This window comes from Gelidibacter salicanalis (assembly GCF_016469035.1).
Classification (GTDB): domain Bacteria; phylum Bacteroidota; class Bacteroidia; order Flavobacteriales; family Flavobacteriaceae; genus Gelidibacter; species Gelidibacter salicanalis_A.
In genome coordinates, this window is the sequence record NZ_JAEHJZ010000010.1 from 15,050 (window position 1) to 40,073 (window position 25,024).

Annotated in this window: 20 protein-coding genes and 1 pseudogene; 9 read left to right on the plus strand and 12 right to left on the minus strand. The window is 38.2% G+C overall.

All coding sequences use genetic code 11. The annotated features are described in order from the left end of the window. Window positions 1-82: 82 nt before the first annotated feature. Both JEM65_RS06075 and JEM65_RS06080 read right to left on the minus strand, forming a co-directional pair. Window positions 83-1,696, minus strand: coding sequence for a RagB/SusD family nutrient uptake outer membrane protein (locus tag JEM65_RS06075; protein ID WP_199598047.1), 1,614 nt, complete (start codon window positions 1,694-1,696; stop codon window positions 83-85). Window positions 1,697-1,718: 22 nt separating this feature from the next. Next, a complete protein-coding gene (locus tag JEM65_RS06080; protein ID WP_199598048.1) occupies window positions 1,719-4,859 on the minus strand; it encodes a SusC/RagA family TonB-linked outer membrane protein in 3,141 nt (1,046 codons plus the stop codon). A gap of 192 nt (window positions 4,860-5,051) precedes the next feature. Between JEM65_RS06080 and JEM65_RS06085 the strand changes: the two genes are divergently transcribed. The 3 genes from JEM65_RS06085 (at window position 5,052) to JEM65_RS06095 (ending at window position 9,328) form a co-directional block, all read left to right on the plus strand. After that, window positions 5,052-5,654: a ribonuclease HII gene (locus tag JEM65_RS06085; protein ID WP_199598049.1), complete on the plus strand. Its 603-nt coding sequence runs from the start codon at window positions 5,052-5,054 to the stop codon at window positions 5,652-5,654. Window positions 5,655-5,680: 26 nt separating this feature from the next. Continuing rightward, entirely contained in the window at window positions 5,681-8,110 is a 2,430-nt protein-coding gene (locus JEM65_RS06090; RefSeq protein WP_199598050.1) for a ribonuclease HII, read from the plus strand. A gap of 168 nt (window positions 8,111-8,278) precedes the next feature. Next, on the plus strand, window positions 8,279-9,328 hold the full coding sequence (locus JEM65_RS06095) for a nucleoid-associated protein (protein WP_199598051.1): 1,050 nt from the start codon (window positions 8,279-8,281) through the stop codon (window positions 9,326-9,328). Between the two features lie 251 nt (window positions 9,329-9,579). Here the strand turns inward: JEM65_RS06095 and JEM65_RS06100 are convergent, their stop codons facing one another. From JEM65_RS06100 to JEM65_RS22330, 3 genes and pseudogenes are all read right to left on the minus strand, one after another. Next, a complete protein-coding gene (locus tag JEM65_RS06100) occupies window positions 9,580-10,059 on the minus strand; it encodes a hypothetical protein (RefSeq protein ID WP_199598052.1) in 480 nt (159 codons plus the stop codon). A 5-nt stretch (window positions 10,060-10,064) separates the two neighbouring features. Beyond that, complete coding sequence (gene lipB, locus JEM65_RS06105; protein ID WP_199598053.1) at window positions 10,065-10,781, minus strand: lipoyl(octanoyl) transferase LipB; 717 nt, start codon at window positions 10,779-10,781, stop codon at window positions 10,065-10,067. Window positions 10,782-11,027: 246 nt separating this feature from the next. Then, a pseudogene (locus JEM65_RS22330) lies at window positions 11,028-11,102 on the minus strand (YqaE/Pmp3 family membrane protein); the annotation flags it as partial. A 156-nt stretch (window positions 11,103-11,258) separates the two neighbouring features. Here JEM65_RS22330 and lysS point away from each other — a divergent pair. From lysS to JEM65_RS06120, 3 genes are all read left to right on the plus strand, one after another. After that, entirely contained in the window at window positions 11,259-12,947 is a 1,689-nt protein-coding gene (gene lysS, locus JEM65_RS06110) for a lysine--tRNA ligase (RefSeq protein WP_199598054.1), read from the plus strand. A 5-nt stretch (window positions 12,948-12,952) separates the two neighbouring features. After that, entirely contained in the window at window positions 12,953-13,864 is a 912-nt protein-coding gene (locus JEM65_RS06115) for an endonuclease/exonuclease/phosphatase family protein (protein ID WP_199598055.1), read from the plus strand. Window positions 13,865-14,062: 198 nt separating this feature from the next. After that, window positions 14,063-16,537 (plus strand): zinc-dependent metalloprotease, encoded by a 2,475-nt coding sequence (locus JEM65_RS06120; RefSeq protein ID WP_199598199.1) that lies wholly within the window; start codon window positions 14,063-14,065, stop codon window positions 16,535-16,537. Window positions 16,538-16,875: 338 nt separating this feature from the next. Here the strand turns inward: JEM65_RS06120 and JEM65_RS06125 are convergent, their stop codons facing one another. Genes JEM65_RS06125 through JEM65_RS06135 form a run of 3 tightly spaced genes read right to left on the minus strand, consistent with a single transcriptional unit; the run spans window position 16,876 to window position 18,720 of the window. Continuing rightward, window positions 16,876-17,436: a GDYXXLXY domain-containing protein gene (locus JEM65_RS06125; protein WP_199598056.1), complete on the minus strand. Its 561-nt coding sequence runs from the start codon at window positions 17,434-17,436 to the stop codon at window positions 16,876-16,878. Window position 17,437: 1 nt separating this feature from the next. After that, complete coding sequence (locus JEM65_RS06130) at window positions 17,438-18,118, minus strand: hypothetical protein (protein ID WP_233530544.1); 681 nt, start codon at window positions 18,116-18,118, stop codon at window positions 17,438-17,440. 29 nt (window positions 18,119-18,147) lie between these two features. Further along, window positions 18,148-18,720, minus strand: a complete 573-nt coding sequence (locus JEM65_RS06135; protein ID WP_199598058.1) for a DUF2157 domain-containing protein — start codon at window positions 18,718-18,720, stop codon at window positions 18,148-18,150. A gap of 200 nt (window positions 18,721-18,920) precedes the next feature. Between JEM65_RS06135 and JEM65_RS06140 the strand changes: the two genes are divergently transcribed. Next, complete coding sequence (locus JEM65_RS06140) at window positions 18,921-19,364, plus strand: hypothetical protein (protein ID WP_199598059.1); 444 nt, start codon at window positions 18,921-18,923, stop codon at window positions 19,362-19,364. Window positions 19,365-19,426: 62 nt separating this feature from the next. Here JEM65_RS06140 and hemL read toward each other — a convergent pair whose 3' ends face one another. The 4 genes from hemL to JEM65_RS06160 are packed head-to-tail and all read right to left on the minus strand — an operon-like array spanning window position 19,427 to window position 22,804. Further along, complete coding sequence (hemL, locus tag JEM65_RS06145) at window positions 19,427-20,713, minus strand: glutamate-1-semialdehyde 2,1-aminomutase (protein ID WP_199598060.1); 1,287 nt, start codon at window positions 20,711-20,713, stop codon at window positions 19,427-19,429. A 9-nt stretch (window positions 20,714-20,722) separates the two neighbouring features. Next, window positions 20,723-21,559 (minus strand): glucosaminidase domain-containing protein, encoded by an 837-nt coding sequence (locus JEM65_RS06150; RefSeq protein WP_306465079.1) that lies wholly within the window; start codon window positions 21,557-21,559, stop codon window positions 20,723-20,725. Window positions 21,560-21,563: 4 nt separating this feature from the next. Further along, entirely contained in the window at window positions 21,564-22,475 is a 912-nt protein-coding gene (locus JEM65_RS06155) for a pyridoxal-phosphate dependent enzyme (protein ID WP_199598201.1), read from the minus strand. Beyond that, complete coding sequence (locus JEM65_RS06160; protein WP_199598061.1) at window positions 22,472-22,804, minus strand: hypothetical protein; 333 nt, start codon at window positions 22,802-22,804, stop codon at window positions 22,472-22,474. The genes JEM65_RS06155 and JEM65_RS06160 overlap by 4 nt, the downstream gene beginning before the upstream one ends. A 49-nt stretch (window positions 22,805-22,853) precedes the next feature. Here JEM65_RS06160 and JEM65_RS06165 point away from each other — a divergent pair, with 49 nt between their 5' ends. Then, window positions 22,854-23,015: a DUF5522 domain-containing protein gene (locus tag JEM65_RS06165; RefSeq protein WP_199598062.1), complete on the plus strand. Its 162-nt coding sequence runs from the start codon at window positions 22,854-22,856 to the stop codon at window positions 23,013-23,015. Between the two features lie 14 nt (window positions 23,016-23,029). Further along, on the plus strand, window positions 23,030-25,024 hold the full coding sequence (locus tag JEM65_RS06170) for a urocanate hydratase (protein ID WP_199598202.1): 1,995 nt from the start codon (window positions 23,030-23,032) through the stop codon (window positions 25,022-25,024).

Consider the following 25,024-nt stretch of genomic DNA (forward strand, 5'->3'; position numbering starts at 1 on the left):
AAAAAAATCTCGGAACACGACGTGTTCCGAGATTTAGAAATATTTTAAACTTCAGTTTTTAAACCAAAATTTTTTGTACTGTTTAATTTTGGTCTGATTCAGAAATAAACGGATTAGCATCAATCTCCTGTTGTGGAATTTTAAAAATCCAGTCATCATTAACAGAAGGTTTTGCTTGCATAAAACCATCTTGATACAATACTGAGGCCGCGCCTGAATTAGATTGATCAAGACCTTCATCCCATCTGATATTGTCATGGTAACTAAACCCTTCACCCCATAACTCCACACGTCTTTGCCATTTAATCTCTTCCATTAACAATTCTTTGGTACTGAATACACTTTTATCAAAAGCAGAATCTCTTTTGTTTCCAAGAATCGCAAGTGCATCTTGAGCACCTGAAACATCAGCCAACATGGCTCTTGCTTCTGCTTCAATCAATACCATTTCTGCTGATCTCATGTAAATTACATCATCAGGATCAATAGTACCTGGATTTTTCTGCTTGAATTTTACATTCATATAAGGATGCGTATTATGCCCGCTTGTAGCACCATATTCCGCTCTAATAGCATCTCTTGCAGCAATAAAAGCATCTTGAGAAGTATAATTTGGATCTGTCTCAGCACTTCCTCCCTGATCGTTCGATGCAGAAGGATTTGTATTTGGTGCCAATGGCAACCATCCTTTGGTTCTATAATCTGTAACAGGCAGTCTGTCGTACAATTCTTTACTGATCAATTTAGGGTTACCTCTATTTTGGCTACCGTTAAAGGCAAAAGCCACGTAATAGAAATAAGATTGGTAGAAATTGGTTTGCGTATCAATTACACGCCCTCCCCATATCACTTCAGATAAATCAACCGTATTAAATCCAGAAAGCCAGCCAGCTTCATCCAACAAAGGATAGTCATTTCTTGCAAGTGCTGCATTTTCAGCCGCAACCATCCAATCTCCTCTTGATAAAGCTATACGCGCTTTAATGCCATAAGCCGCATTTAACGATAAGTGCGATTTATCTGCCGCTGGGCTCGCCTCCCCTAAATAAGCAATAGCTTTATCAATGTCAATATACATTTGATCATAGACCTCTTGTACAGTGCCTCTTGGGCCTCCTTCATAAGGAACACCTTCTTGCAATAATAATGGCACTCCAGGATCTGTAGCCGGATTTCCTATAAGATATCCTTTACTGAATGTTGTTACCAATCTCAAATATGACCAAGCACGGTATGCGTGTGCTTGACCCAATATATTATTCAATTGTGGCGTTACCGGAAAATCACTTCCTGCAACCTTATTAATAATAGCACTTGATACCGTCACAAAATGGTAACGCTGAAACCAAAGATTAAACCCTGTGGTCGCATTTGAACTGATATGGCTTTGCCACTGTAAGTCTGCTGTCATCCACCCATTACCTGGTGAAGAATGAATAATGCTTCCGCCTACGGCATCTAGCATTGGTATGAAGTGACTTTCACCAGATCTACTTGAAGACCCTCCAGTCAGTTGGTTTTGTCCATACATCATTCGATGTAGTCCGTTAAGCACCAAATCAATATTATCAGGTGTAGAATAGGCGGTTTCTTCTGAAATTGCATTGGTTGGGACAGTTTCAAGAAATTCTTGTTCACAACCCATTGTCAATGCCATTGCACCCACAAAAAGTCCCATATATATTTTTCGTATCATTTTTCTTATTTTAATAGTTTTTTTAAAAAGCAACATTTAATCCTACTGAAATTACTCTGTTCGGATTGTAATCATTACCGCTAGGTGTTCCTGATAAATTATATTGTGGGTTTAATCCTATTCTATCATTGATAATAAACAAATTCTCCCCTGTTGCAAACAATCTTATTTTGTTAACCCCAATTCGTTCAGCCACATCTTTATTTAAATTATAAGATAATGTAACATTCCTAAGTGATAAATAAGACGCATCCGTCAACCATCTTGAAGATAGTGTAGGTGCTAAGTTTCGATTTCCATTTTCCAAACGTGGCACATCCGTAATATCACCCGGATTTTTCCAAGCTTTTAAGGCGTCAGGATGAAAAGAATCTCCATAAGAGCCTTCATGCATCATATTAGCATAACCATAGTCCAAAATATCACCACCAAGCTGATACGTAAATAAGAAACTAAGATCAATGTTCTTATAAGAAAAGTTATTTGTAATAGCGCCAATTACGTCTGGTACTGAAGACGCACCTACATAACCTTTTCCAGCATCTTCGTAATCATTTACAGTGGCCTGCGTACCATCATCATTTAAAACAGGGATACCAACTTGACCATCTACTTCTTCATACATATAATAAAGGGCGTCTCCGTTTGCTGGATCTACACCTGCATAATCATACACAAAAAATTCGAATCTTGAACGTCCTTCTTCCCAACGTTTTGAACCATCTACAAATGGGTTTGGTAAGAAAGAAATTTCATTTTTCAATGTTGAAGCTTGAACACCTAAGTTCCAAGAGAAATTTTCTGAGTCTATTAAACGAGCGTTCAAACCAAATTCAAAACCTGAGTTGAATAGATCTCCAACGTTATCAGGTGCTTCTATTTGACCTTCTGACCCAGGAATAGGTACGTTATATAATAAATCAGAAGATACTTTTTTATAATATTCAAATGAACCTGATAAACGGTTATCAAAGAGTCCGAATTCTAAAGCAATATCAAAACTTTCAGAGGTCTCCCATTGCAAATCGGCATTACCTGTTGTATCCCAACGCAATCCTGGTGATGTAGCATTTGGATAAATAGAATATAAGGGTTGAGAAATATAATAGTTTATTTCATCGTCAGAAAGCAGCTGATCATTACCAACTTGTCCATAAGAAGCTCTCAATTTTAAATTGTTTACCCAAGAGACATCTTTCATGAATTCTTCTTGACTGATTCTGTAAGAGGCACCAACAGAATAAAAAGTACCCCATTTATTGTTGGTAAACACAGAAGATCCATCTCTTCTAACAGAGCCGCTCAAATAGTATTTATCGTTAAAATCATAATTTAACCGTGCAAAAAATCCTTCAAGCCTGTAATCTTCACTAAAACCTTCACCAGCTAACACCACTGAGAAATTAGCTGCTTCATAAATTCCTGCGATGGTTTCTGTACTCTTAAAAACTCTATTTTCAGAATAATTCCTGTCAAAACTTTCATGACCTAGAGTTAAATCAAAACTATGATCTCCAAAAGATTCATTATAACTTAGTAACTGTGTAAAGTTCTCAACGGTTCTTCTATATCTATTGTCGTCAAATCGAGCGGTTGGAGCACCATCCCCAACTTGAGCATTCTCATAACTTTGATTGATAAAATCTTGAAAATCCTTACCGTAAATTACTCCAAATTTTAAACCTTCAATGATGGTCAAATCTGCATTATACCTAAATCCGTAGTTGTTTCTCTTATCTAATTCATTATTTAAGATTGCTTCTTCTAAAGCATTCCTACCTGGATCTGATGGTCTTGATAATATTCCCAATTCAGAGATACTTTCACCTCTATCCCATCTACGACTTCCATCCTCATTTAAAATGATTTGATTGGTATTCGGATCTATTAAATAAGGTGAATAGATAGACCCCATGTTTTTTGCAAACGCAAACACATTGGCGATAGAAGACCCTCTTGATGGTGGTCCCGTTGATTCTTCTACCGCAATATTGATGTTTCCACCCATAGTTAACCAAGGTGTTGGATCATAGGTTCCACTTAAGCGGCTAGTTGTACGTTTATAATCACTTTCTATGACGTATCCTTTTTCTTTCAAGTTAGATGCAGAGAAAAATGAAGAGAAATTATCACCACCACCCGATACATTTATCGAATGACTCTGTCTTGTGCCTGTTCTTTCTAAAGCTTTATACCAATCTAGGTCTTCTGCAATTACTCTTGCATTCGGATTGAGATTACCATTAACATCCACAATTTGATCATTTGGCACATTAAACGGGTTTCTACCCAAACGATTAAAAATAGTGGATGATGCTACTTGAGCCGCATCATCACCATCTAACGAATTTTTATAGGATTGAAACATCAATTCGTAATATTCTCCAGGGCTTGCCTGCTCATATTCGTCAATAGCCTTATCAATCACACCAAACTGACTTGTATAATCAACAGTAACACCAGATCCTTTTCTACCCTTTTTGGTGGTAATGATTACTACACCATTTGCTGCACGAGAACCGTATAATGCTGTAGATGCCGCATCTTTAAGTACTGTTATAGATTCAATGTCATTTTGATTAATGGTGTTAAGTCCTCCTTGAAATGAGATACCATCCACAATATAAAGTGGGTCTGTACTACCATTTAAAGTCCCTACACCTCTAATTACAATGTTTGGTGAAGATCCTGGTTGACCAGATGCCGATAAAAATTGCACACCTGTAGTACTACCCTCAATAGCCGCTATTGGCGAGGTCAAAGATCTCAACTCCAATTCTTCAGCCTTAATAACAGAGGCTGAACCCGTAAAAGCCTCCTGAGTTGTAGTACCAAATGCCACAACCACCACCTCATCTAAGGTGTTATCCATATTTAAGCTCATGTTAATGGTATTGCTAGAACCTACGATGGCTTCTAAACTTTTCATACCCACATAAGAGAATGCTAAGGTTTCCCCAACACTTGCCTTAATAGTATAGTTACCGTCAAAATCTGTTTGAACACCACGAGTGGAGCCCTTAACAATAACATTTACTCCAGGAATTGGCAACCCATCTGACGCAGACGACACCGTTCCTGAGACGGTCTTCTCTTGTGCGAGAGAAACCTGCATTACAAACGCCATACATAGCGTCATTAATCCTAGTAATTTTACTTTCATGAATATTTATTTAAGTTAGTTACGGCGAATTTCTTAATAATATCTTAAAGAAACAATATTTAACATGAAAAGAGTTAAAAAATTAACGTTTGATCATTAAAGACATATATTCTTTTTTGTTTATTCAATAAATAATATTAAGTAGTAATTGGTTATTCTAAAATTCTAACTTTGCCTAAAAATTATTACGCTTTGGCTCTCATACTTTCCTATACTTCAGATCCTTTTGAATGCGGCACCGACGAGGCTGGCCGAGGGTGTCTTGCAGGACCTGTTACCGCAGCCGCTGTAATTTTACCACAAGATTTTGAAAATAGCATCTTGAATGATTCTAAGCTTCTTTCTGAATTGAAGCGTGACAAACTAAAACCTATTATCGAAGACAATGCTATAGCCTTTGCATTTGCGCACGTCTTTCCTGAAGAAATTGATCAAGTAAACATCTTAAACGCTTCTATTCTTGCTATGCACAAAGCCATTACCAATTTAAAGACGGCACCCAAATTTATCAGTGTTGATGGCAACAGGTTTAAAGCTTTTGGAGACATTCCGCATCAAACTATTATTAAAGGGGACAGTAAACATATGAATATAGCCGCAGCATCAATCCTGGCCAAGACCAATAGGGATCTCTATATGTGCCAGATTCATGAAGAATTCCCGATGTACAATTGGAAACAAAACAAAGGTTATCCTACCAAAGAGCACAGAGAAGCCATCAGAACTTACGGAATTACCAAATATCACCGTAAAAGTTTTAGATTATTGCCACAACAATTTCAATTAGACCTCTAACTTTTTATATTTGCAAGAAACCCTACATGAGAACAATTTGGTTATTACTTACGTTAATTCTCGTAATAAGTTGCAGCACTGATACGACAGAACATTCCAATCTCATAAATTTGGTTCCAGAAAACAGCGCTGTCATCGTTAAAACCACGTCTATTGAAGGTTTAAAAAACGTGTTCAAAAACAACAGCTTACTCCTTCAATTTTCGGATGCTAAAGCAATGGCTACTGTCAATTCAAAGCTGCGTTTCCTAGACTATCTCAAACCATCTGAAGAAGTTCTTATCACTTTTGGTAAACTTAAAACAGACAGCCTACAAGTTGCAATCATCACAAAATACCACAAGGCTCTTTTCAATTTCGATTCCATTCCTAACCATTCAGTAGAAACCTTAACCTCTAATGGTAATACGGTAACAAAAACCACGATTGATAACAGCATCATATATAGTGTTATAAAAGACAGTATCTTTTTTGCCTCCAATGACCGTGCACTTACCGAAGCTGCTTTTCAGCGTAAGAAATCTGACCCTGAATTAAAAAGATTATACCAGACTACAGGCAATGACAATTCAGTGTCTATTATAGTGAACACCAAGACCAGCTCCTTTAAACCCCATTTATTCATTGATGCAAAGCTCAATAGCCACCAACTGACCAATTATATGCTTTTGGATGCAGAATTGACTCAAGATCAACTTAAATTTGATGGTATTACCACCGCTAAAGATTCTTTAAAAAGTCTTATTAATGTTTTTAAGAACACCGTCCCCCAAGAGAATCAACTGCCTAAAATTTCGCCTTCAGATGTGGACGGATTTTTAAGTTTCTCTTTCAATAATTTTGAAATTTTCCATAAAAATCTCTCCACATATCGAGCTCAAGATTCTGCTGTTGATGCTTCTATTTTTGAAAGTGTTGTGGAAGTTGGTATGCTCTACAGGAATAAACAACAAGCGCTGTTTTTGAATAGCATTGATGCGCCAAATATGAGCAATTTTTTAGGTGTTTTAAATACGACAGAAACTTATAGAGACATTCCAATTTACGGATTTGATCAACCTGATCTGTTTTATAAAGTATTCAGCCCATTCATTTCTTTTGATAAGGCTACAAACTACATCAGAATGGACGACTATTTTGTGTTTTCAGATAATATTGATTTGCTAAAAGATGTGGTAAGTAGTTATCAAAATAGCACAACGCTCTCAAATTCTGCACCTTTTGAAGACATGATGGTCAACTTGAGCGATGAATCGTCATTATTTGCATACGCCAACGCTAATCATCTAAAAACCATTCTTAATTCTAATTTTGAGAAAGAAGACCCTATAAATCCAGAGGGTTTTAATGCGTCTGCCCTTCAATTTATATATGATACTGATTTTGCTCACGTACACGCACTGACCCAAAAACACAAGAAAATATCAACAGCAAATGCTGTTTATGAGGATATGAGTGTCACTTTGGACGCTGACCTATTGACAAATCCGCAATTTGTAAACAACCACACCAACAACCAAATGGAAGTGGTGGTACAAGATGTCAACAACAACTTATACCTGATCTCCAAGGACGGGAAGGTGCAATGGAAAAAGCAATTAAAAAGCAAAATCTTAGGACGGGTTGAGCAGATGGACCTATTTAAAAACGGTCGTCTTCAATTAGCATTTGCTACTCAAAACGCAGTACATGTGTTGGACAGGAACGGTAAGGACGCTGATGGATTTCCGTTGAAGTTTAAAGATCAAATTACGCAACCTCTTTCGGTTTTTGACTACGATAAAAATCGGGATTACCGATTGATGGTTACTCAAGGAAAATCGGTATTGATGTATGACAAACACGGTAAAAAAGTAACAGGATTTACCTATAAAAAAGCAGAGCAAACCATCAATACACAACCACAGCATTTCAGGATTGGCCGAAAGGATTACATTGTCTTTGTGCAAGGCACGGAACTTGAAATATTGAGCCGTGTTGGCAAAACCCGGGTTAAAATCAAAAATAACATCGATTTTAGTGACAGTGGTATCTATCTCTACAATAACAAATTCACCACGACAACTGCTAAGGGAGATCTCATTCAAATTGATCAAAACGGCAAACTGTCCAGCATCAATTTAAATTTAGGGGAGAAACACGCCATTACCGCTACCAGTAAAACTTTGGTTACACTTTCAGAAAACATCTTACACATTAAGACCAATAAAGTAGAACTGGATTTTGGAGAGTATACATCACCAAAAATATTTTATATCAACGATAAAATTTACGTTTCGGTAACCGATTTACAAGCTAAAAAAGTCTATTTGTTTGACAGCTTGGGCGAATCTATAGACAACTTTCCTGTTTACGGAAACTCTGCCATAGATCTTGATAATATCGATAAAGACAAACGTCCTGAATTTGTGACTACAGGTGACAAAAACAGCATTATCATTTATCAAATTAATTAATTCACAGCTATAAAGCGAACAGCAGAAGCGTCGCATTTATGACGCTATTGCAGGATCTGAAATCTTATCTTATTTCATAAAGTTCAAAGATTTTTCTTTGGCGTTTAGTGATTGATTTCGATCAAATTTATGTAGTATTGCACACCTCAAAAAAGTTAATATTCCATCATGATTAAACGCACCAAAGCTTCGTTATCAAAAGCCATTCTTCATAAAGTTGGCAACAAGTTTAACAGCACCAAAAACGCCTTTTCTGAACAAGAGCTGGACTTTGATGAAATCAGTTATGATTTGATGTTGCCGTATTTACTCCGTCCTTTTGGAAGTTTGGTGGAGAGCTATCGGTTTAACCACCACTCCAACATCAGTCTTAATGAAATTAACAGCTATGCTGCACAATTATTTGCAGATGAAAGCAATTTTGTAGAAGTCTCCAAGCACATTGTGACCCATTTGTTTGAACAGAGCAATTCTGCACAAATAAAAACCGGGGATGTTTTAGTGTGCTTATTTAATGACATTCAATACGAAGATTTATTTGTTAACGCCGTGGGAATTTTTAAAATCGAAACACGCGCTGAATTTTTCCAAACCTATCTGGAAAATAACAGTTATGACATCATCACCCAAAAGGGAATTCCCACGAAAAAGGTGGATAAAGGTTGCTTGATCTTAAACACTTCAGACACCGAAGGGAACATTATCTTGAGCGTTGACAACAATTCTTACGACACGCAATATTGGATAAAGCATTTTTTAAATATTAAATATCCTGATGATTATAACCAGCATACCAAAAACTATATTGAGCTCTGCAAGGATTTTTCTGAAGACATCTTAAAACCCACTTACGGACTACAGGAAAGAAGTACATTTTTGGCCAAAACAATTGATTTCTTTAAGGAAAACGAAGTGATTAACGTAGAAAACTTTAAGGATGACGTGTTTGGGGAGGACAGCTACAAAGACCTTTTTGACGATTATAAGAAAGGTTTTGAAACCGACCACGCCTTGGTCATTCGCAACCAATTTGATGTTTCTGAGAGCGTCCTAAAAAAGGAAAAACAAAAGATTAAAACCGAAATTAAACTCGACACCAATATCCAGATTAAATTGGATGTTGATGCACCTGATGCTTCTGCAGAATATTTAGAACGCGGCTATGATGATGTTAAAAAAATGCATTATTATAAGGTGTATTTTAATGAGGAAGGATAGTGGGATAGGGATTTAAGATTTACGATTGTTGATTTACGACTCACGATTGTTGATTGCTGATTGTTGATTGTTGATTGTTGATTGTTGAAGTAAAAAAAGATAAAATTAAAGACTGCAAACTGCCTAATGCCTACTGTCACGAGGATTGCTGAATGCTGATTGACGATTGTTGATTGACGATTGTTGATTGCTGATTGTTGAAGTACAGAAAACATAAAATTGAAGACTACAAACTACCTACTACCTACTTCCTACTCCAATCCCTCTCCTTTAATATCTTCAATCTCAGAATGACGGTGCGCAAATTTGTGAATCTGTATTAATTTATTGAGATAAAATGCCTCTCCTACTGTCCACACTCCTATAATAAATAAGGGAATTATAAAATAGAGCAGCATAGCATAGTCATCCCCTCGTCCTAATTGATACATCATATATAACAGATAAATTGACATCATCATATAAATAACACCAAAAGCAATATCCAGCACCCAAAATAAGGTCTCGACTTTTGGTATAGTTGCCTCCTTTTTTAGCAGTTTATAAAAACTTTTCGATTTAAAATGAAAGATGAAACTGCAAATGCCTAACACCGTCATCCCAACAGGCACCCACATGGTAGTTTCGAATACTGGCTTTTCAAACAGCAGAACATAAGAAATCAATCCCCCTGGGAAGAGCGCTAAAGGCACGATTACAACCAATAAAATCATTTTTTGAATGTGCCCCATATTTTTTAAAAAGTAACGTTGTTGTGTTGCGGTATAGCTTCAAAAAGATTTAAAAAATGCTTCAAAAGTTTCGCTTTAACCTCAGCTTCATCCACTTTCTCAACGCCCAACTCGACGTTTAATGTAGTAACCGCTTTCCCACGGATGCCACACGGGATGATATGGTCAAAATAACCTAAATCAGCATTGACATTAAATGCAAATCCGTGCATGGTCACCCATCGGCTCGCTCTAACGCCCATTGCACAAATTTTACGTGCAAAAGGAGTGCCTACATCAAGCCATACACCAGTTTCACCAGGGCTTCGTTCAGATTTGACCCCGTAATCAGACAAGGTTAAGATAACCATCTCTTCCAAAAGTCGTAAATACTTATGAATGTCCGTAAAAAAATTCTCCAAATCCAATATGGGGTAACCCACCACTTGTCCCGGTCCGTGATATGTAATATCTCCGCCTCTATTTATTTTGTAGAACGTTGCTCCTTTTTGGGTAAGCTGTTCTTCATTCAATAAAAGATGAGAAAAATTGCCACTTTTCCCCAAGGTATACACGTGGGGATGCTCTACAAACAATAGATAATTTGAGGTTTCTAAATTGGCCTCTTCCCGCCTATTTTTAATTTTAGTATCCACAATAGATTGGAACAAACCTTCCTGATATTCCCACGTTGCTTTGTAATCTTTCTGGCCTAAATCTTGAATGTCGATGGTTTTATTCATAGCCTACAAATTTAAACTATTTTGGATGGATGGTGTGTGATGTGGGGATGAAATAATCTAGACTGTAACCTCATTTGATTGGAAGACGGAAGACGGAAGACGGAGGACAGATGACCGATTGCTATTCCACAGAGTTACACAAAGAAGCACAGAGTTCCACAGAGCGCCACTTTTCAAAACTATTCACCACTGAGGACTGCAAACCACCAACTGAAAACTGAAGACTGAAAACTGCCAACTGACCACCTACCGTTTCGGATTATTTAAAATAACCAAGGCCGCTATCACTCCAGGAACCCAACCGCACAGCCAAAGCAAAAACCTCCAAATACTCATAATTTTAATAATTTTGATGATTGATGTACCAATAAGACGTAAAATTATCCATTTTGTTACGGTTTCAAGGCAATCTATACGCGAAAGTAGGGTGCTAATTTTTGTAAATAGTGTAATTTTGCAGTTCAAAAATTTAACAGCATGCAACTTTCAGAACAAGAACTCATCCGAAGAGAAAAATTAGACAAACTACGTGAGTTGGATATCAATCCTTACCCGGCCGATTTATATCCTGTAGACCACACCTCTAAACAGGTAAAAGAGCAATTTGAGGAAGGTAAAAAAGTTGTTATTGCTGGCCGATTAATGTCGATGAGAGTTCAAGGAAAGGCAAGTTTCGCTCAAATACAGGATTCTGAAGGCAAGATTCAGGTCTATTTTAACAGAGATGAAATCTGCCCCGGAGAAGATAAAACCAAGTACAACGAAGTGTTTAAAAAACTGTTGGACTTTGGCGATTTTGTTGGTATTGAAGGTGAGTTATTTACCACTCAAGTAGGTGAAAAAACGGTAAAAGTTAAAGATTTTACACTGTTGAGTAAATCTTTAAAACCATTGCCGTTGCCAAAAGAGAAAGACGGTGTCATTTATGACGCGTTTACAGATCCTGAGCAACGTTACAGACAACGTTATGCTGATTTGGTAGTCAACCCAAAAGTGAAAGACGTATTTATAAAACGTACCAAATTATACAATGCCATGCGTCAGTTTTTCAACGATGCTGGTTATTTTGAAGTGGAGACCCCTGTATTACAACCAATTCCTGGAGGCGCAGCGGCACGACCGTTTACAACCCACCATAATAGCTTGGATATTCCATTATATATGAGAATTGCCAATGAATTGTACTTAAAACGATTAATTGTTGGAGGTTTTGACGGTGTCTATGAATTTTCTAAAAACTTCAGAAATGAAGGGATGGACCGTACGCACAATCCGGAGTTTACCGCCATGGAAATCTACGTGTCCTATAAAGATTACAATTGGATGATGGAATTCTGTGAACAGTTGTTGGAGCATTGCGCCATAGCTGTAAACGGCACAACCGAAGCTACCTTTGGCGAACACAACATTAATTTTAAAGCGCCCTATGCCCGTGTCACCATGACCGATTCTATCAAGCACTTTACAGGATTTGATATTACCGGCAAGACCGAAGAAGAAATCAGACAGGCCGCCAAGGATATGCACATTGCGGTAGACGACACCATGGGCAAAGGGAAATTGATTGATGAGATTTTTGGCGAAAAATGTGAAGGCAATTACATTGAACCAACATTCATAACAGATTACCCTAAAGAAATGAGCCCGTTGTGCAAAGAACACCGGGACAATCCTGAATTGACGGAACGTTTTGAATTGATGGTTTGTGGAAAGGAAATTGCTAATGCCTATTCAGAATTAAACGATCCTATTGACCAGCGCGAGCGTTTTGAGCACCAAATGGAATTGGCTAAAAAAGGAGATGATGAAGCTACTGGCGTCATCGATTATGACTTCTTGCGCGCTTTAGAATACGGAATGCCTCCAACCTCTGGGATGGGCATCGGGATGGACCGTCTGATCATGTTTTTGACCAACAATCAATCCATTCAAGAAGTATTATTCTTCCCACAAATGAAACCAGAAAAGAAAGCGGTGGCGATGACAGATGAAGAAAAAGAGGTATTGGCCATTCTAAAAGCCAACGCACCTATTGATTTAAATAGCTTAAAACAACAATCGGGATTGAGCAATAAAAAATGGGATGCGACAATTAAAGGGTTAACCAAAAACAAACTTACCACAGTTACTAAAACTGACGAAGGTCTCTTTGTTGATCTTGTCTAAAAATCATGAGAAAATTTAAATTAATAGTTAAGGCATGTGCATTGATTGCATATGCTTTTTTATTAATAATACATTTTATCGTAAAGGATCATTATCAGCTTTTACAGGTTTTTTTCTATGCTTTTCCGCTGCCTATTTTAATTTTTACAGGAAGCACTGTCACTCTCTTATTTTATAGAACACGAACGTATTTCGTGTTAGGTATCTGCTTGATTTTAGCACTGGTAGTTTATTGGTTCAGTACGTCTTATAATTTTTCAAACAATACAGACATCCCTAAAGATGCGTCATCCATCTTATTTTGGAATGCTGCCGATGGGTGGGACCTCCCTGTGGATGTTCTTATGGAGAGCATTTCTTCCATGAAGCCAGATATTATAGGTCTTGTGGAAGCGGAATACGCTACCGTAGAAGATATTGATCTACTATCAACAACATTCCCCCAATATGAATTCCGGATACTGAAGGGCAACATGTTGGTGGGCGTAAAAGGCCGTATTGAAAACGTTATTTTTAAAGCTGAAGAACGCAGCTATCACATCAACTTTATAGAAGCGCAACTCCGTAACGGCAGGATTTCAGTTGCGATTACGGACATTTTTCAGAGTCCAACCATGGATAAGAAAAAAGCTATAGAAACGGTGTTGCAATTCGCTTCCCAAAAAAAAACTGATCTTATAATTGGCGATTTCAATACGCCTCAGGAAAGTGTACATTTTAAAAGTTTTCAAACAGAATATAGGAGTTTTCATGAATACGGACAAGGATTTACAGCCACTTGGCCATTTGGAATCCCACTGCTTGAACTGGATCAGATTTTTGCAAAAAAAAACCTAACGCCCATTTTACTAAAAAAGTTTTATTATCCTGAGTCGGACCACGGCATGCTTGTGGGTTATATTGAAGAGCAATTCTAAAAATTTTAGGGCACAATCTCACTAGTGTAGACGAAATCTTTATTTAACATAACACGACTCTGACCTTTAAAAAACCTTGAATAGTTAAAATAATATTAAATTATTTACCAACACTACAACTATGTTAGGTATTACGTATTTTCCCTTTTTAAAATTTTGAAAACTCCTAACAACGTGAAAAAAATTACTTTGAGCGTGATGGTGATGGCATCTTTTTTTCTAGTTACATCCTGTGCAACTACAAAAAAAGCGTCTAAATCGTCATCTACCGCTACCACCGATTCGACTTCGACAAAAAAACCTGGAAAAAATGACATCCAGCCCTACAATAAAGTCATTACTAAAGATGCTCAAAGTGATCCCGGATTATTTACAGTACATAAAGTAGATGAAAACTACTTTTATGAAATCCCAGATTCGCTTTTTGAACGGGAAATGCTCATGGTAACGCGTATTGCCAAAACAGCTAGCGGGTTAGGCTTTGGTGGTGGAAAGCAAGGTGAACAAGTATTACGTTGGCAAAAAAAGGACAAAAAAGTATTGTTACGCATGGTGTCGCACAGCGTAGTTGCCAATGATACGCTTCCGGTACATGAAGCGGTTGTAAATTCTAACTTTGAACCGGTTATTTTTAGCTTCCCGGTTAAAGCAATCGGTAAGGATTCATTAACTACTGTTATAGATGTGACTGACTTGTTCAGCAATGATGTGAAGCCATTTGGTTTACCAGATCGTGCCAGAAAACAATATAAAGTAACCCGTTTGGATAGTGATTTATCTTATATTGAAAGTGTGAAAAGCTATCCGTTAAACATTGAATCACGCCACGTAAAAACCTACAGCGCGAGTGAGCCGCCTTCAAATGCAACTAGTGGTGCCATCTCCATAGAATTGAACAACTCTATGGTACTCCTTCCAGAAGTTCCAATGAAACGCCGAATCTTTGACCAACGTGTAGGATGGTTTACCAGCGGACAAACGGATTACGGTTTAGATGCTCATGAGAGTAAAAAAGTTACGTATTTGGACAGATGGCGTCTTGAAGTAAAAGATGAAGATCTTGAAAAATTTAATCGTGGTGAATTGGTTGAGCCTAAAAAACAGATTGTTTATTATATTGACAGAGCTACACCTGAACAATGGCGCAAATACATAAAAGAAGGAATTGAAGATTGGCAAGTTGCCTTTGAAGCGGCAGGCTTTAAAAATGCGATCATCGCTAAAGATCCTCCAACTGTAGAGGAAGAACCAGAATGGAGCCCTGAAGATGCCCGTTATTCTGTAGTGCGTTATTTAGCCTCACCAATCCCAAATGCTAATGGGCCTCACGTAAGTGACCCGCGAAGTGGTGAGATTTTAGAAAGCGATATCAACTGGTATCATAATGTAATGACCTTGTTGCGCAACTGGTTTTTCGTGCAAACGGCAGCTATCAATCCTGATGCGCAAAGTGTGAAATTTAAAGATGACATTATGGGCCGATTAGTTCGTTTTGTATCTTCTCATGAAGTTGGCCACACTTTAGGTCTACCTCATAATATGGGAAGTAGTGCCGCTTATAAAGTGGACGATTTACGCAACCCAGAATTCACTAAAAAATATGGAACAGCACCATCTATAATGGATTATGCACGTTTTAATTATATCGCTCAACCGGGTGATGAAGGCGTTGCATTAATGCCAAATATTGGTATGTATGATAAATATGCCATTGCATGGGGCTACCGTCCAATTTTAAACGCAGAAACTGCAGAAGACGAAAAGAAAACCTTAGACAGCTGGATTTTAGACCATGCTGGAGATCCAATGTATCGTTTTGGAAGACAACAAAGCGGTGGTGTTATTGATCCAAGTTCTCAGACAGAAGATTTAGGTGATGATGCGATGAAAGCAAGTTCTTATGGAATTGCCAATTTAAAACGCATTGTTCCTAACCTTATTGAATGGACTGCGGAAGATGGGAAGGATTATAATGATTTAGGCACTATGTACGAGCAAGTGCTAGGCCAATACAACCGTTATATGGGCCACGTTACTGCAAACATTGGTGGTGTTTATGAAAATTACAAAACTTACGATCAAGAAGGTGCGGTTTACACACCAGTGAACAAAGCGAAACAAAAAGAAGCTTTAAAGTTCCTTCAAAACGAATTGTTTGCAACGCCAGAATGGCTAATTGATGCATCCATTTTCAACAAAATTGAATTTGACGGTAGCTTAGAGCGCATCCGAGGCATGCAAATTAACACGTTAGATAATATTCTTGATTTTGGAAGAATGCAGCGTATGATTGAAAATGAAACCACTAACGACAAAGAAGCTTATGGTTTATTGACCATGATGCAAGATTTACGCAAAGGTATTTTTAGCGAGTTGAACAGCGGTAAATCAATTGATGCTTACAGAAGAAACCTTCAAAGAGGCTATATTGACCGTATGAACTATTTGATGACTAAAGACCAAACGCCAATTCCTTCTCAGTTTAGACGTTTTGTTTCTAGAACCAATGTAGATGTTAACCAATCAGACATCAGAGCTATTGCTAGAGCAGAGCTTAAATCATTGGAAAGCGCTATTAGATCTGGTTTGTCAAGAACCGGTGACACGATGAGCAAAATCCATTTGAGAGATGCTTTAGAACGTATTGATGCAATTCTAAACCCATTGGGCTAGTACTCCAAACACACTTATATAAAAAATGCTTCAAGAACTTCTTGGAGCATTTTTTATTTTAAACTATTGTCCGATAAAGAATTAAGACCGCTGCGCTTATAGTCCCTATAGCTATCGGGAAAAGAACAAAGATTTGATTATAACTGACTGATAAATAATCGTTATTCTAAATTAAATTTGTCCAATCACTCTAAGTGAAATTGGTTTAAAAAAAACAAGATGTCATTTTTGAGATCTCGTACCAGGTCATGCTTTAGTTGGGTTTGCAAACTTTTCACCTGTTTTACCGCACACTGATGATTTTAAACCTTTTTCAACGTGTATTAATACTGATGAAATTATTCCTTTTCAACATAATCCGTGATGGGCGTCTCATTGATAAACACATTATCAAGTACCGCTTTCCCATCTAAAACATAAACCAAAGCATAGGTATTATTAGGAAGGGAGTCTCTTTGTGCATTAACGTGCGCCACTTCTGCATCATAAGCCTTCGCCTCATTCATATAAAATTCAGTAAAGGGAAAAGAAAAGTGAACAGTTTTTTGATAATTATTATAATAATCTACTTTGGCCTGAACATAGTCGGAATCATCAAATGCAATTCTTGAAATGGCATTAACCTTTGCAAACCCTAAGGAATCGGTAGCGAGTGCAATATAGATGGGTGTTCCATGCACCCAGGTCGTGTCCTTGGAAGGGGCTGCGTTAATTTCAAAATTTAAATAAATATACTTTCCTTTAAAAGGATCTGACGGATCTACAGGTTGGGTTTTGAATTTATAGGCCACTCCTTTTGTGAGGACTTTTTCTTGATCAAAAATCATTCTAACAGGAACAAACAGCTGTGCCAAAACGAGCACTAGAAATATCGAAACTGTATAGATTGTTTTCATCATCTTAAAGTTTTGGGGTTAGAGTTGCTTTTTTCTTTTTGAGCATCACATAATTGGTTACAAAAAACCCAATACCCACTGCAACGAACAAGAGTCCTCTAGTGGCAAAACTCATGTCGGTATCAAAAAAGCGACTTACAATCAACGCGGTAAGAATGACTAGGCCGTAATTAAGGATTCCGAAATGGAACTTGTCCGCACCTAATCTGATCGTGATCAATCCAAGGGTGAGCACAAGAAGATTAACGATAACGGTTGCCACTACGCTATTCCCCATCCCACTAAAAAACACGATGGCAAATATGATAAATGCGTATTGAAAGAGGTTCGCTAGTTGCAGCAACCGTCTTTTCTGTAAGTACATCAGCAATGCCAGTCCCATAGCATATAAAAGTATGGTCATTAAGAATTCGCGTGACGAAAACAGTGCAGAATTCCATTCAAAATCCCAAACCCCGCTAAAGCTCATGATTAACAGCATCACCACAGTTCCGACAGAGCCTAATGCCAAATACCCATTCCGTCTTAGCTTTTGGTCATTAAAGATGGGCAATTTTCCTATGTTATAGAAAATACCAAATAGAATCACGTACATCAGATATCCCAATTCGCCATGGTGCTTCAAAAACGTCCCTAAAGTGATGACTACGCTCAAGGGCAGCAACCAATTGAAAATGGAAACCATATGGGCTTGGGGGCTGTGCTTCAATATTCTTAAATAGTGCGGAAGCAGTAAACCAAGGAGAATGAGATACCACAAGGCACTTGGCCTAATCCGTCATAGCCTAAACTGGCGGCATAAAATGTTGAAAAGACCAGATACAAAATGGCCACTGCATTGGATTTCAGCAAATACACCAGTGGCATACAAAGCACCACCCAAGTTAAAACATACACACTTAGATCTCCGGGAATATTATAAATCTGACTGACCAAGGCAATACTCGAACCCACAGCAAAAAACAGAAATGTACCCGTGGCCTGCCTCCAAGTTGCACTCTTTCTTTTTAAGATAGTGTAGCCTACCAGAACCTGTCCGATTAATAAAGGTAAAAACGCAAGCATCGTTTTTAGGGATCTTGAAAAATGATCCCAATTATGAGCCAATATTAAGATGATACCCAAGCTAACGAGCAATGCCCCTAAAACACCAAATACGGTGAACAACCGGTTTGGAGCATCGGACTGTTTTGACTCGTAGTGCGATTTAATTCTTAAGGCAGTTTCTTCTGATATAACCTGATGCTTGATCAAGTCAGGCAATTCATCAACAAATTTTGATTTCATCTATTTCTGTTTTCAGGTTAAATGTACTTAATAATTCTTTTGAGGCAGTTATAGAGGCTCAACATACATAGCGCAAAGTTTGCCCTTCCAAATAACTTACGACGCTTCTAAAATGCTATTAAATGGACCAGAACCTCGCCTTGTTTAAACCTTTTAACAGATTAGCAGTCCAAGTAGTATAAACTTAAAATAAAAATCTTATGAAAAAATTAGTAATGATATTGGTGGCTTTTGCGACGCTACAAGTTTCTGCACAAGAGCAAAAACGAGAAATGAGAAAGGATCATGCGGAATCTAAAATGCAGTATTCTCCGGAAGAAATGGCGCAACTTAGAACCAAACAAATGACTTTAAAACTCGATTTGAACGATAAGCAACAAAAAGACGTATCGGTCATCTTTTTAGAGGAAGCAAAATTCAGAGCCAATAAAAAAGCTGCCATGACTAAAGATAAGGGTGAACAATCCTTATCTAAAGAAGAGCGCTTAAAAATGAAAAATGAGCGTTTAGACCGTCAGATTGCAATGAAGAAAAAAATGAAGACTATTTTATCTGCAGAACAGTACGAGAAATGGGAGAAAATGGGTCAGAAACGTGGGCATAAGGGAGCACATAAGAAAGGTCCGAATAAAACAAAACAGTAATATGTAGGTCGGGTTAGACCAATTAAAAAGGGATTTAAATTAATTTTAAATCCCTTTTTCTTTTATAAATCTTTACTGACCTTATCTACCGCCTTAATAGTAGCATCTAAATCGTAGTAGGTTAATGCATCACTGATAAACCAAGTTTCAAAAGCACTTGGAGCAATGTAGACGCCTTCTTTTAGCATCCCGTGGAAGAAGCGTTTAAAGCGTTCATTATTTGCTCTTGCGGCCGTATCAAAGTCCACCACTTCATGAGCTTCAAAATGAATGGAAATCATAGAACCCATTCTATTAATGGTATGGTCAATAGAATTGGCTTGAAGTGCCTTTTCAATACCTTGGTGTAAGTATTCCGTTTTTTCAGCTAGGCGCTTAAATACCGTTCCATCTTTATTTAAATGTTGTAACATGGCTAATCCTGCTGCCATTGCCAACGGATTCCCACTTAAGGTTCCTGCTTGATACACAGGGCCATTTGGGGCTAAATAATCCATGATGTCATTGCGTGCGGCAAATGCTCCTACTGGCAACCCGCCTCCAATCACTTTTCCGAAGCACACAATATCAGCGTCTACATTGTACAATTCCTGTGCACCGCCTGGAGCCAGTCTAAAACCGGTCATCACCTCATCAAAAATCAACAGCACATTGTGTTCGTCGCACAGGTCTCTTAATTTCTTTAAAAAATCATCCTTTGGAGGAATACATCCCATATTTCCAGCGACTGGCTCAATGATAATACAGGCTATTTCACCTTTATTGGCTTCCATCAATGCCTTAACGTTAGCAATATCATTGTATGTTGCCAAGAGGGTATCTTTGGCAGTACCCTGAGTAACACCAGGACTATTTGGTGTTCCAAAAGTGATGGCCCCAGAACCTGCAGCAATTAAAAAGGAATCACTATGACCGTGGTAACAGCCTGCAAATTTGATGATTTTATCTTTTTTAGTATAGCCCCGCGCTAATCTTACCGCACTCATACAAGCTTCTGTACCCGAATTTACAAATCTTATTTTGTCGATATTGGGCACCATAGACGTTGCCAATTGGGCAATTTCCGTTTCTATAGCCGTCGGCATTCCAAAAGAGGTGCCTTGTTTGGCTTTTTCGATAACTGCATTAACTACAGGTTCAAAAGCATGCCCAAGAATCATCGGACCCCATGAGTTGATATAATCAATGTAGATGTTGCCATCTTCATCATGCACATAAGCACCTTTGGCCGATTTTGCAAAAATAGGCGTGCCGCCAACGGCGCCAAATGCTCTTACGGGCGAGTTAACGCCACCTGGAATAACTTTTTCTGCTTCCTTAAACAAACTACTACTGCGTTGGTATAACATGAACTTAATTTATTTTACAATGAGAATTTGTCCAACCTGTAAATTAGAGTTGGTCATTCTGTTGAGTTTCTGTAATTGGTTAACTGAAATATTATAGCGTTTTGAAAGGGAATACATGGTATCTCCAGGAACGACTTTATGCGTCAAGTTATTGGTGATATCAGATGTTCTAGTGTTTTCCCTCCTAGTCCCCAAAACCTCTTCATCAAAAACATACAATTGAAACCGCTCAATAAGACTGATTAATTTATCTGGATATTTTCTATCGGTAGCATATCCTGCTGCTCTCAAGCCTTTTGCCCATCCTTCATAATCATCCAAATCCAACTTAAATAACGCTCCATAACGGCCGCGAGAGGTCAAAAATTGAGAGTGGTCTTGAAAAGATTGATCGGCATGTTTGTATTTTCTAAAGCATTCTTGGGAAGCATCATCATCGTGGTAAATTTTATCGCCAGTCCAATCATGGCATTTAATTCCGAAATGATTATTGCCCTCTACAGCCAATCGTCCTCTACCCGAACCCGATTCTAAAATACCTTGGGCTAAGGTGATACTCGCTGGAATTTTATGCTGGCGCATATTGTTTTTGGCAATCTCACTAAATGTAGCGATATAGATTTCACTAATATTTAAATTTCCAGATGGTTTAGGAGTGGCAACATGTGGCGCGTTGTTTTCATTACTTTTAACTGACGGCGTAGAACGGTCCTTTCTAACGATGACACGTTCGGTTTTTGCTTTCGAATTTTTCTTTTTCGTTACAATACGCTTCTTACCGCCACAACTTGTGAGCACCAAGGCCAACACCAAAACCATTATAATTCTTACACTAAACTTCATCATTTCATTAACTAATTAAAGGCAATTGCTTCTTTTTCAACACCGCATTCATTCCTAAAACGCCTTGTAGTCCGCCGGTATGGATCACCAAAATTTTAGAATGTTCAGGAAAATACCCCTGACGCATCAAATCCATGACGCCAAACATCAATTTCCCGGTATATACTGGGTCTAAAGGAATATCAAAATCGGTCTTAAACTGATTCATAAAACTGATTAATTCAGTATTTATTTTAGCATAACCTCCAAAATGATACTCAGTAATGAGTTGCCAGTTTAAATTTTGGGCAAATTTACTAATTTCTTCTTGTAAAAAATCACCTTTTAACGCCGGAAACCCTAGAATCTTCTGATGTGGTTTTGAGGCATTAATAATCCCAGAAATGGTTCCACCGGTTCCTACAGAACAACAGATATAATCATAGTCAAAATCGTCTTCTGAAAGCATCTCTTCACAGCCTTTTATGGCCAAGTCATTGGTACCGCCCTCAGGAATCAAATAGAACTCTCCAAATTCCTTTTTCAATTTCTCAATAAAACTTTCTGATGTTTTAAATCTAAACACCTCTCGACTAACAAATTTAAAGCTCATGCCGCACTGTTGAGCAAATTGAAGTGTCGGATTGGTAGCAACTTTATCAATAAGCTCCTCGCCTCGGATGACACCGATAGTTTTAAATCCAAATTCCTTGCCAACTACTGCCACTGCCGAAATATGATTGGAATAGGCGCCTCCAAACGTCAATAAGGTCTGCCTACCCTCAGATTTTGCCTGAACAATGTTGTACTTTAATTTTCGGTATTTATTTCCAGAAATATGCGGATGAATGCGATCTTCTCTCTTAAGAGCCATCAGTTGTGTGGCATCTTTACCAAGATTTAAGATTTGATTTTCAGAAAGCTGTAGATTGAATGTCATGGTTTGCAAAGATATTTCAAAAAGTTCCAAAAGGGACGCTTTTTAAGAAATTCTAAGTGTGCTTCATTTTGATAAGCTTCGCGCTCAAAAGAAATATTCCTATAGGCTAGATGCCAGTTTTTATAGTGAATATAGCGCATGGAAAATTCTAACGCATACCATATAAAAAATGGAAGGATCAACAATTCCAATTGCTGCCTAAGATGAATGCGTTCATGATTCACAAACACTTTATTTAACTTGAGCTGTGCGTATTTCACAAATACAAAAGGAAACAACGTGATGCCAGTAAACCCCTTAGGAACCATAAATTTTGAAACTAGAATCATCCCAATCGTCTTTCAAAAATCTTTCCAATTTACACTATATTTGTAAGATATGAAGAAAATTATACCTGTTGAAGAAGGTGATTATTATCTCACACCAGAAGGTTATCGCTGCTTCACAGAACAATACCATCTCAAACGCGGGTATTGCTGTGAAAGTGGCTGCAGACATTGCCCTTATGGTTTTGATAAAAAAAATTTAAAAACAAACTAATGCAAACGACTTCTATTTCTTTTAAAGATCAAATTTTAGAAGGCATCCCAAGTGTTTTACCACCAGCAAAACCTTATGATGACACGATCAACCATGCGCCCAAACGCAAAGATATTTTATCTGATGAAGAAAAAAAGCTTGCCTTAAAAAATGCGTTGCGTTATTTTGAACCTCAACATCATGCCGAGCTACTTCCTGAATTCAAGAGCGAATTAGAGACTTACGGCCGGATTTATATGTACCGCTTGCGTCCGGATTACAAAATGTACGCCAGACCGCTACATGAATATCCTGCCAAATCTCAACAGGCTGCGGCAATCATGTTGATGATTCAAAATAATCTCGATTACGCTGTAGCGCAACATCCGCATGAATTGATTACCTACGGCGGGAACGGCGCGGTATTTTCAAATTGGGGCCAATACCGATTGACCATGAAGTATTTGGCCGAAATGACGGATGAGCAAACCCTGACCATGTATTCAGGACATCCTATGGGTTTGTTTCCAAGCCATAAGGAAGCGCCACGAGTGGTGGTGACTAACGGAATGATGATTCCCAACTATTCCAAACCGGACGATTGGGAAAAATTCAACGCATTGGGCGTGACACAATACGGACAAATGACTGCCGGAAGCTATATGTACATTGGTCCGCAAGGCATTGTTCATGGTACTACCATTACCGTTTTGAATGCATTCAGAAAAATAAAAAAATCTACCAAAGGTAATTTGTTTGTCACCTCTGGTCTAGGCGGAATGTCTGGCGCACAACCAAAGGCAGGAAGCATTGCAGGCTGTATAACGGTTTGTGCTGAAGTGAATCCGAAAATTACCCAAGTCCGTCTGGATCAAGGTTGGATTGATGAAAAGATCACCGATTTAGATCACTTGGTGAATCGCGTAAAAAAAGCCAAGACAGAAAAAGAAACGGTGTCCCTCGCTTATTTAGGCAACATAGTGGATGTCTGGGAAAAGTTTGATCAAGAAAACATCCACATCGACTTGGGAAGTGATCAAACCTCCCTTCACAATCCTTGGGCTGGCGGTTATTATCCTGTAGACATTTCCTTTGAGGATGCTAATGAAATGATAGCAAACAATCCAGAATTGTTTAAAGAAAAAGTTCAGGAAACGTTGCGTCGTCATGCCGATGCTATTAACAAACACACGGCTAAGGGCACCTATTTTTTCGATTATGGCAATGCATTTTTGCTTGAAGCTTCTCGTGCGGGTGCAGATGTGATGTCTGATAACCCAACTTTAGGCAAAGAATTTAAATACCCAAGTTATGTACAGGATATCATGGGACCGATGTGTTTTGATTACGGATTTGGACCATTTAGATGGGTTTGTACTTCTGGGAAACCTGAAGATCTCGCAAAAACAGATCAAATTGCCTGTGATGTTTTAGAGGACATCAAAAAGCATTCACCTGAAGAAATTCAGCAGCAAATGACTGATAATATCCAATGGATTAAGGGTGCCCAGGAAAACAAATTGGTAGTCGGCTCTCAAGCTAGAATCTTGTATGCCGATGCCGAAGGTCGGGCTAAAATTGCCAAAGCCTTCAATGATGCGATTGCCAATGGAGAGATTGGAGCTGTGGTGTTAGGGCGTGATCATCACGATGTATCTGGGACGGATTCCCCATACAGAGAAACCTCAAACATCTACGATGGCTCCCGATTTACTGCAGATATGGCCATCCAAAATGTGATTGGTGATAGCTTTAGAGGTGCCACTTGGGTAAGCATCCATAACGGTGGCGGCGTTGGTTGGGGCGAAGTTATTAATGGCGGATTTGGTATGGTTCTTGATGGTAGTAAGGAAGCTGAAAGACGCTTAAAGTCAATGCTGTTTTGGGATGTCAATAACGGAATTTCCAGACGTAGTTGGGCAAGAAATGAAGAAGCTATTTTTGCTATTAAGCGTGCCATGGAGGCTGAACCTAATTTAAAGGTTACCCTTCCAAATCTCGTGGACGCTGATTTATTGACCTCATTATGA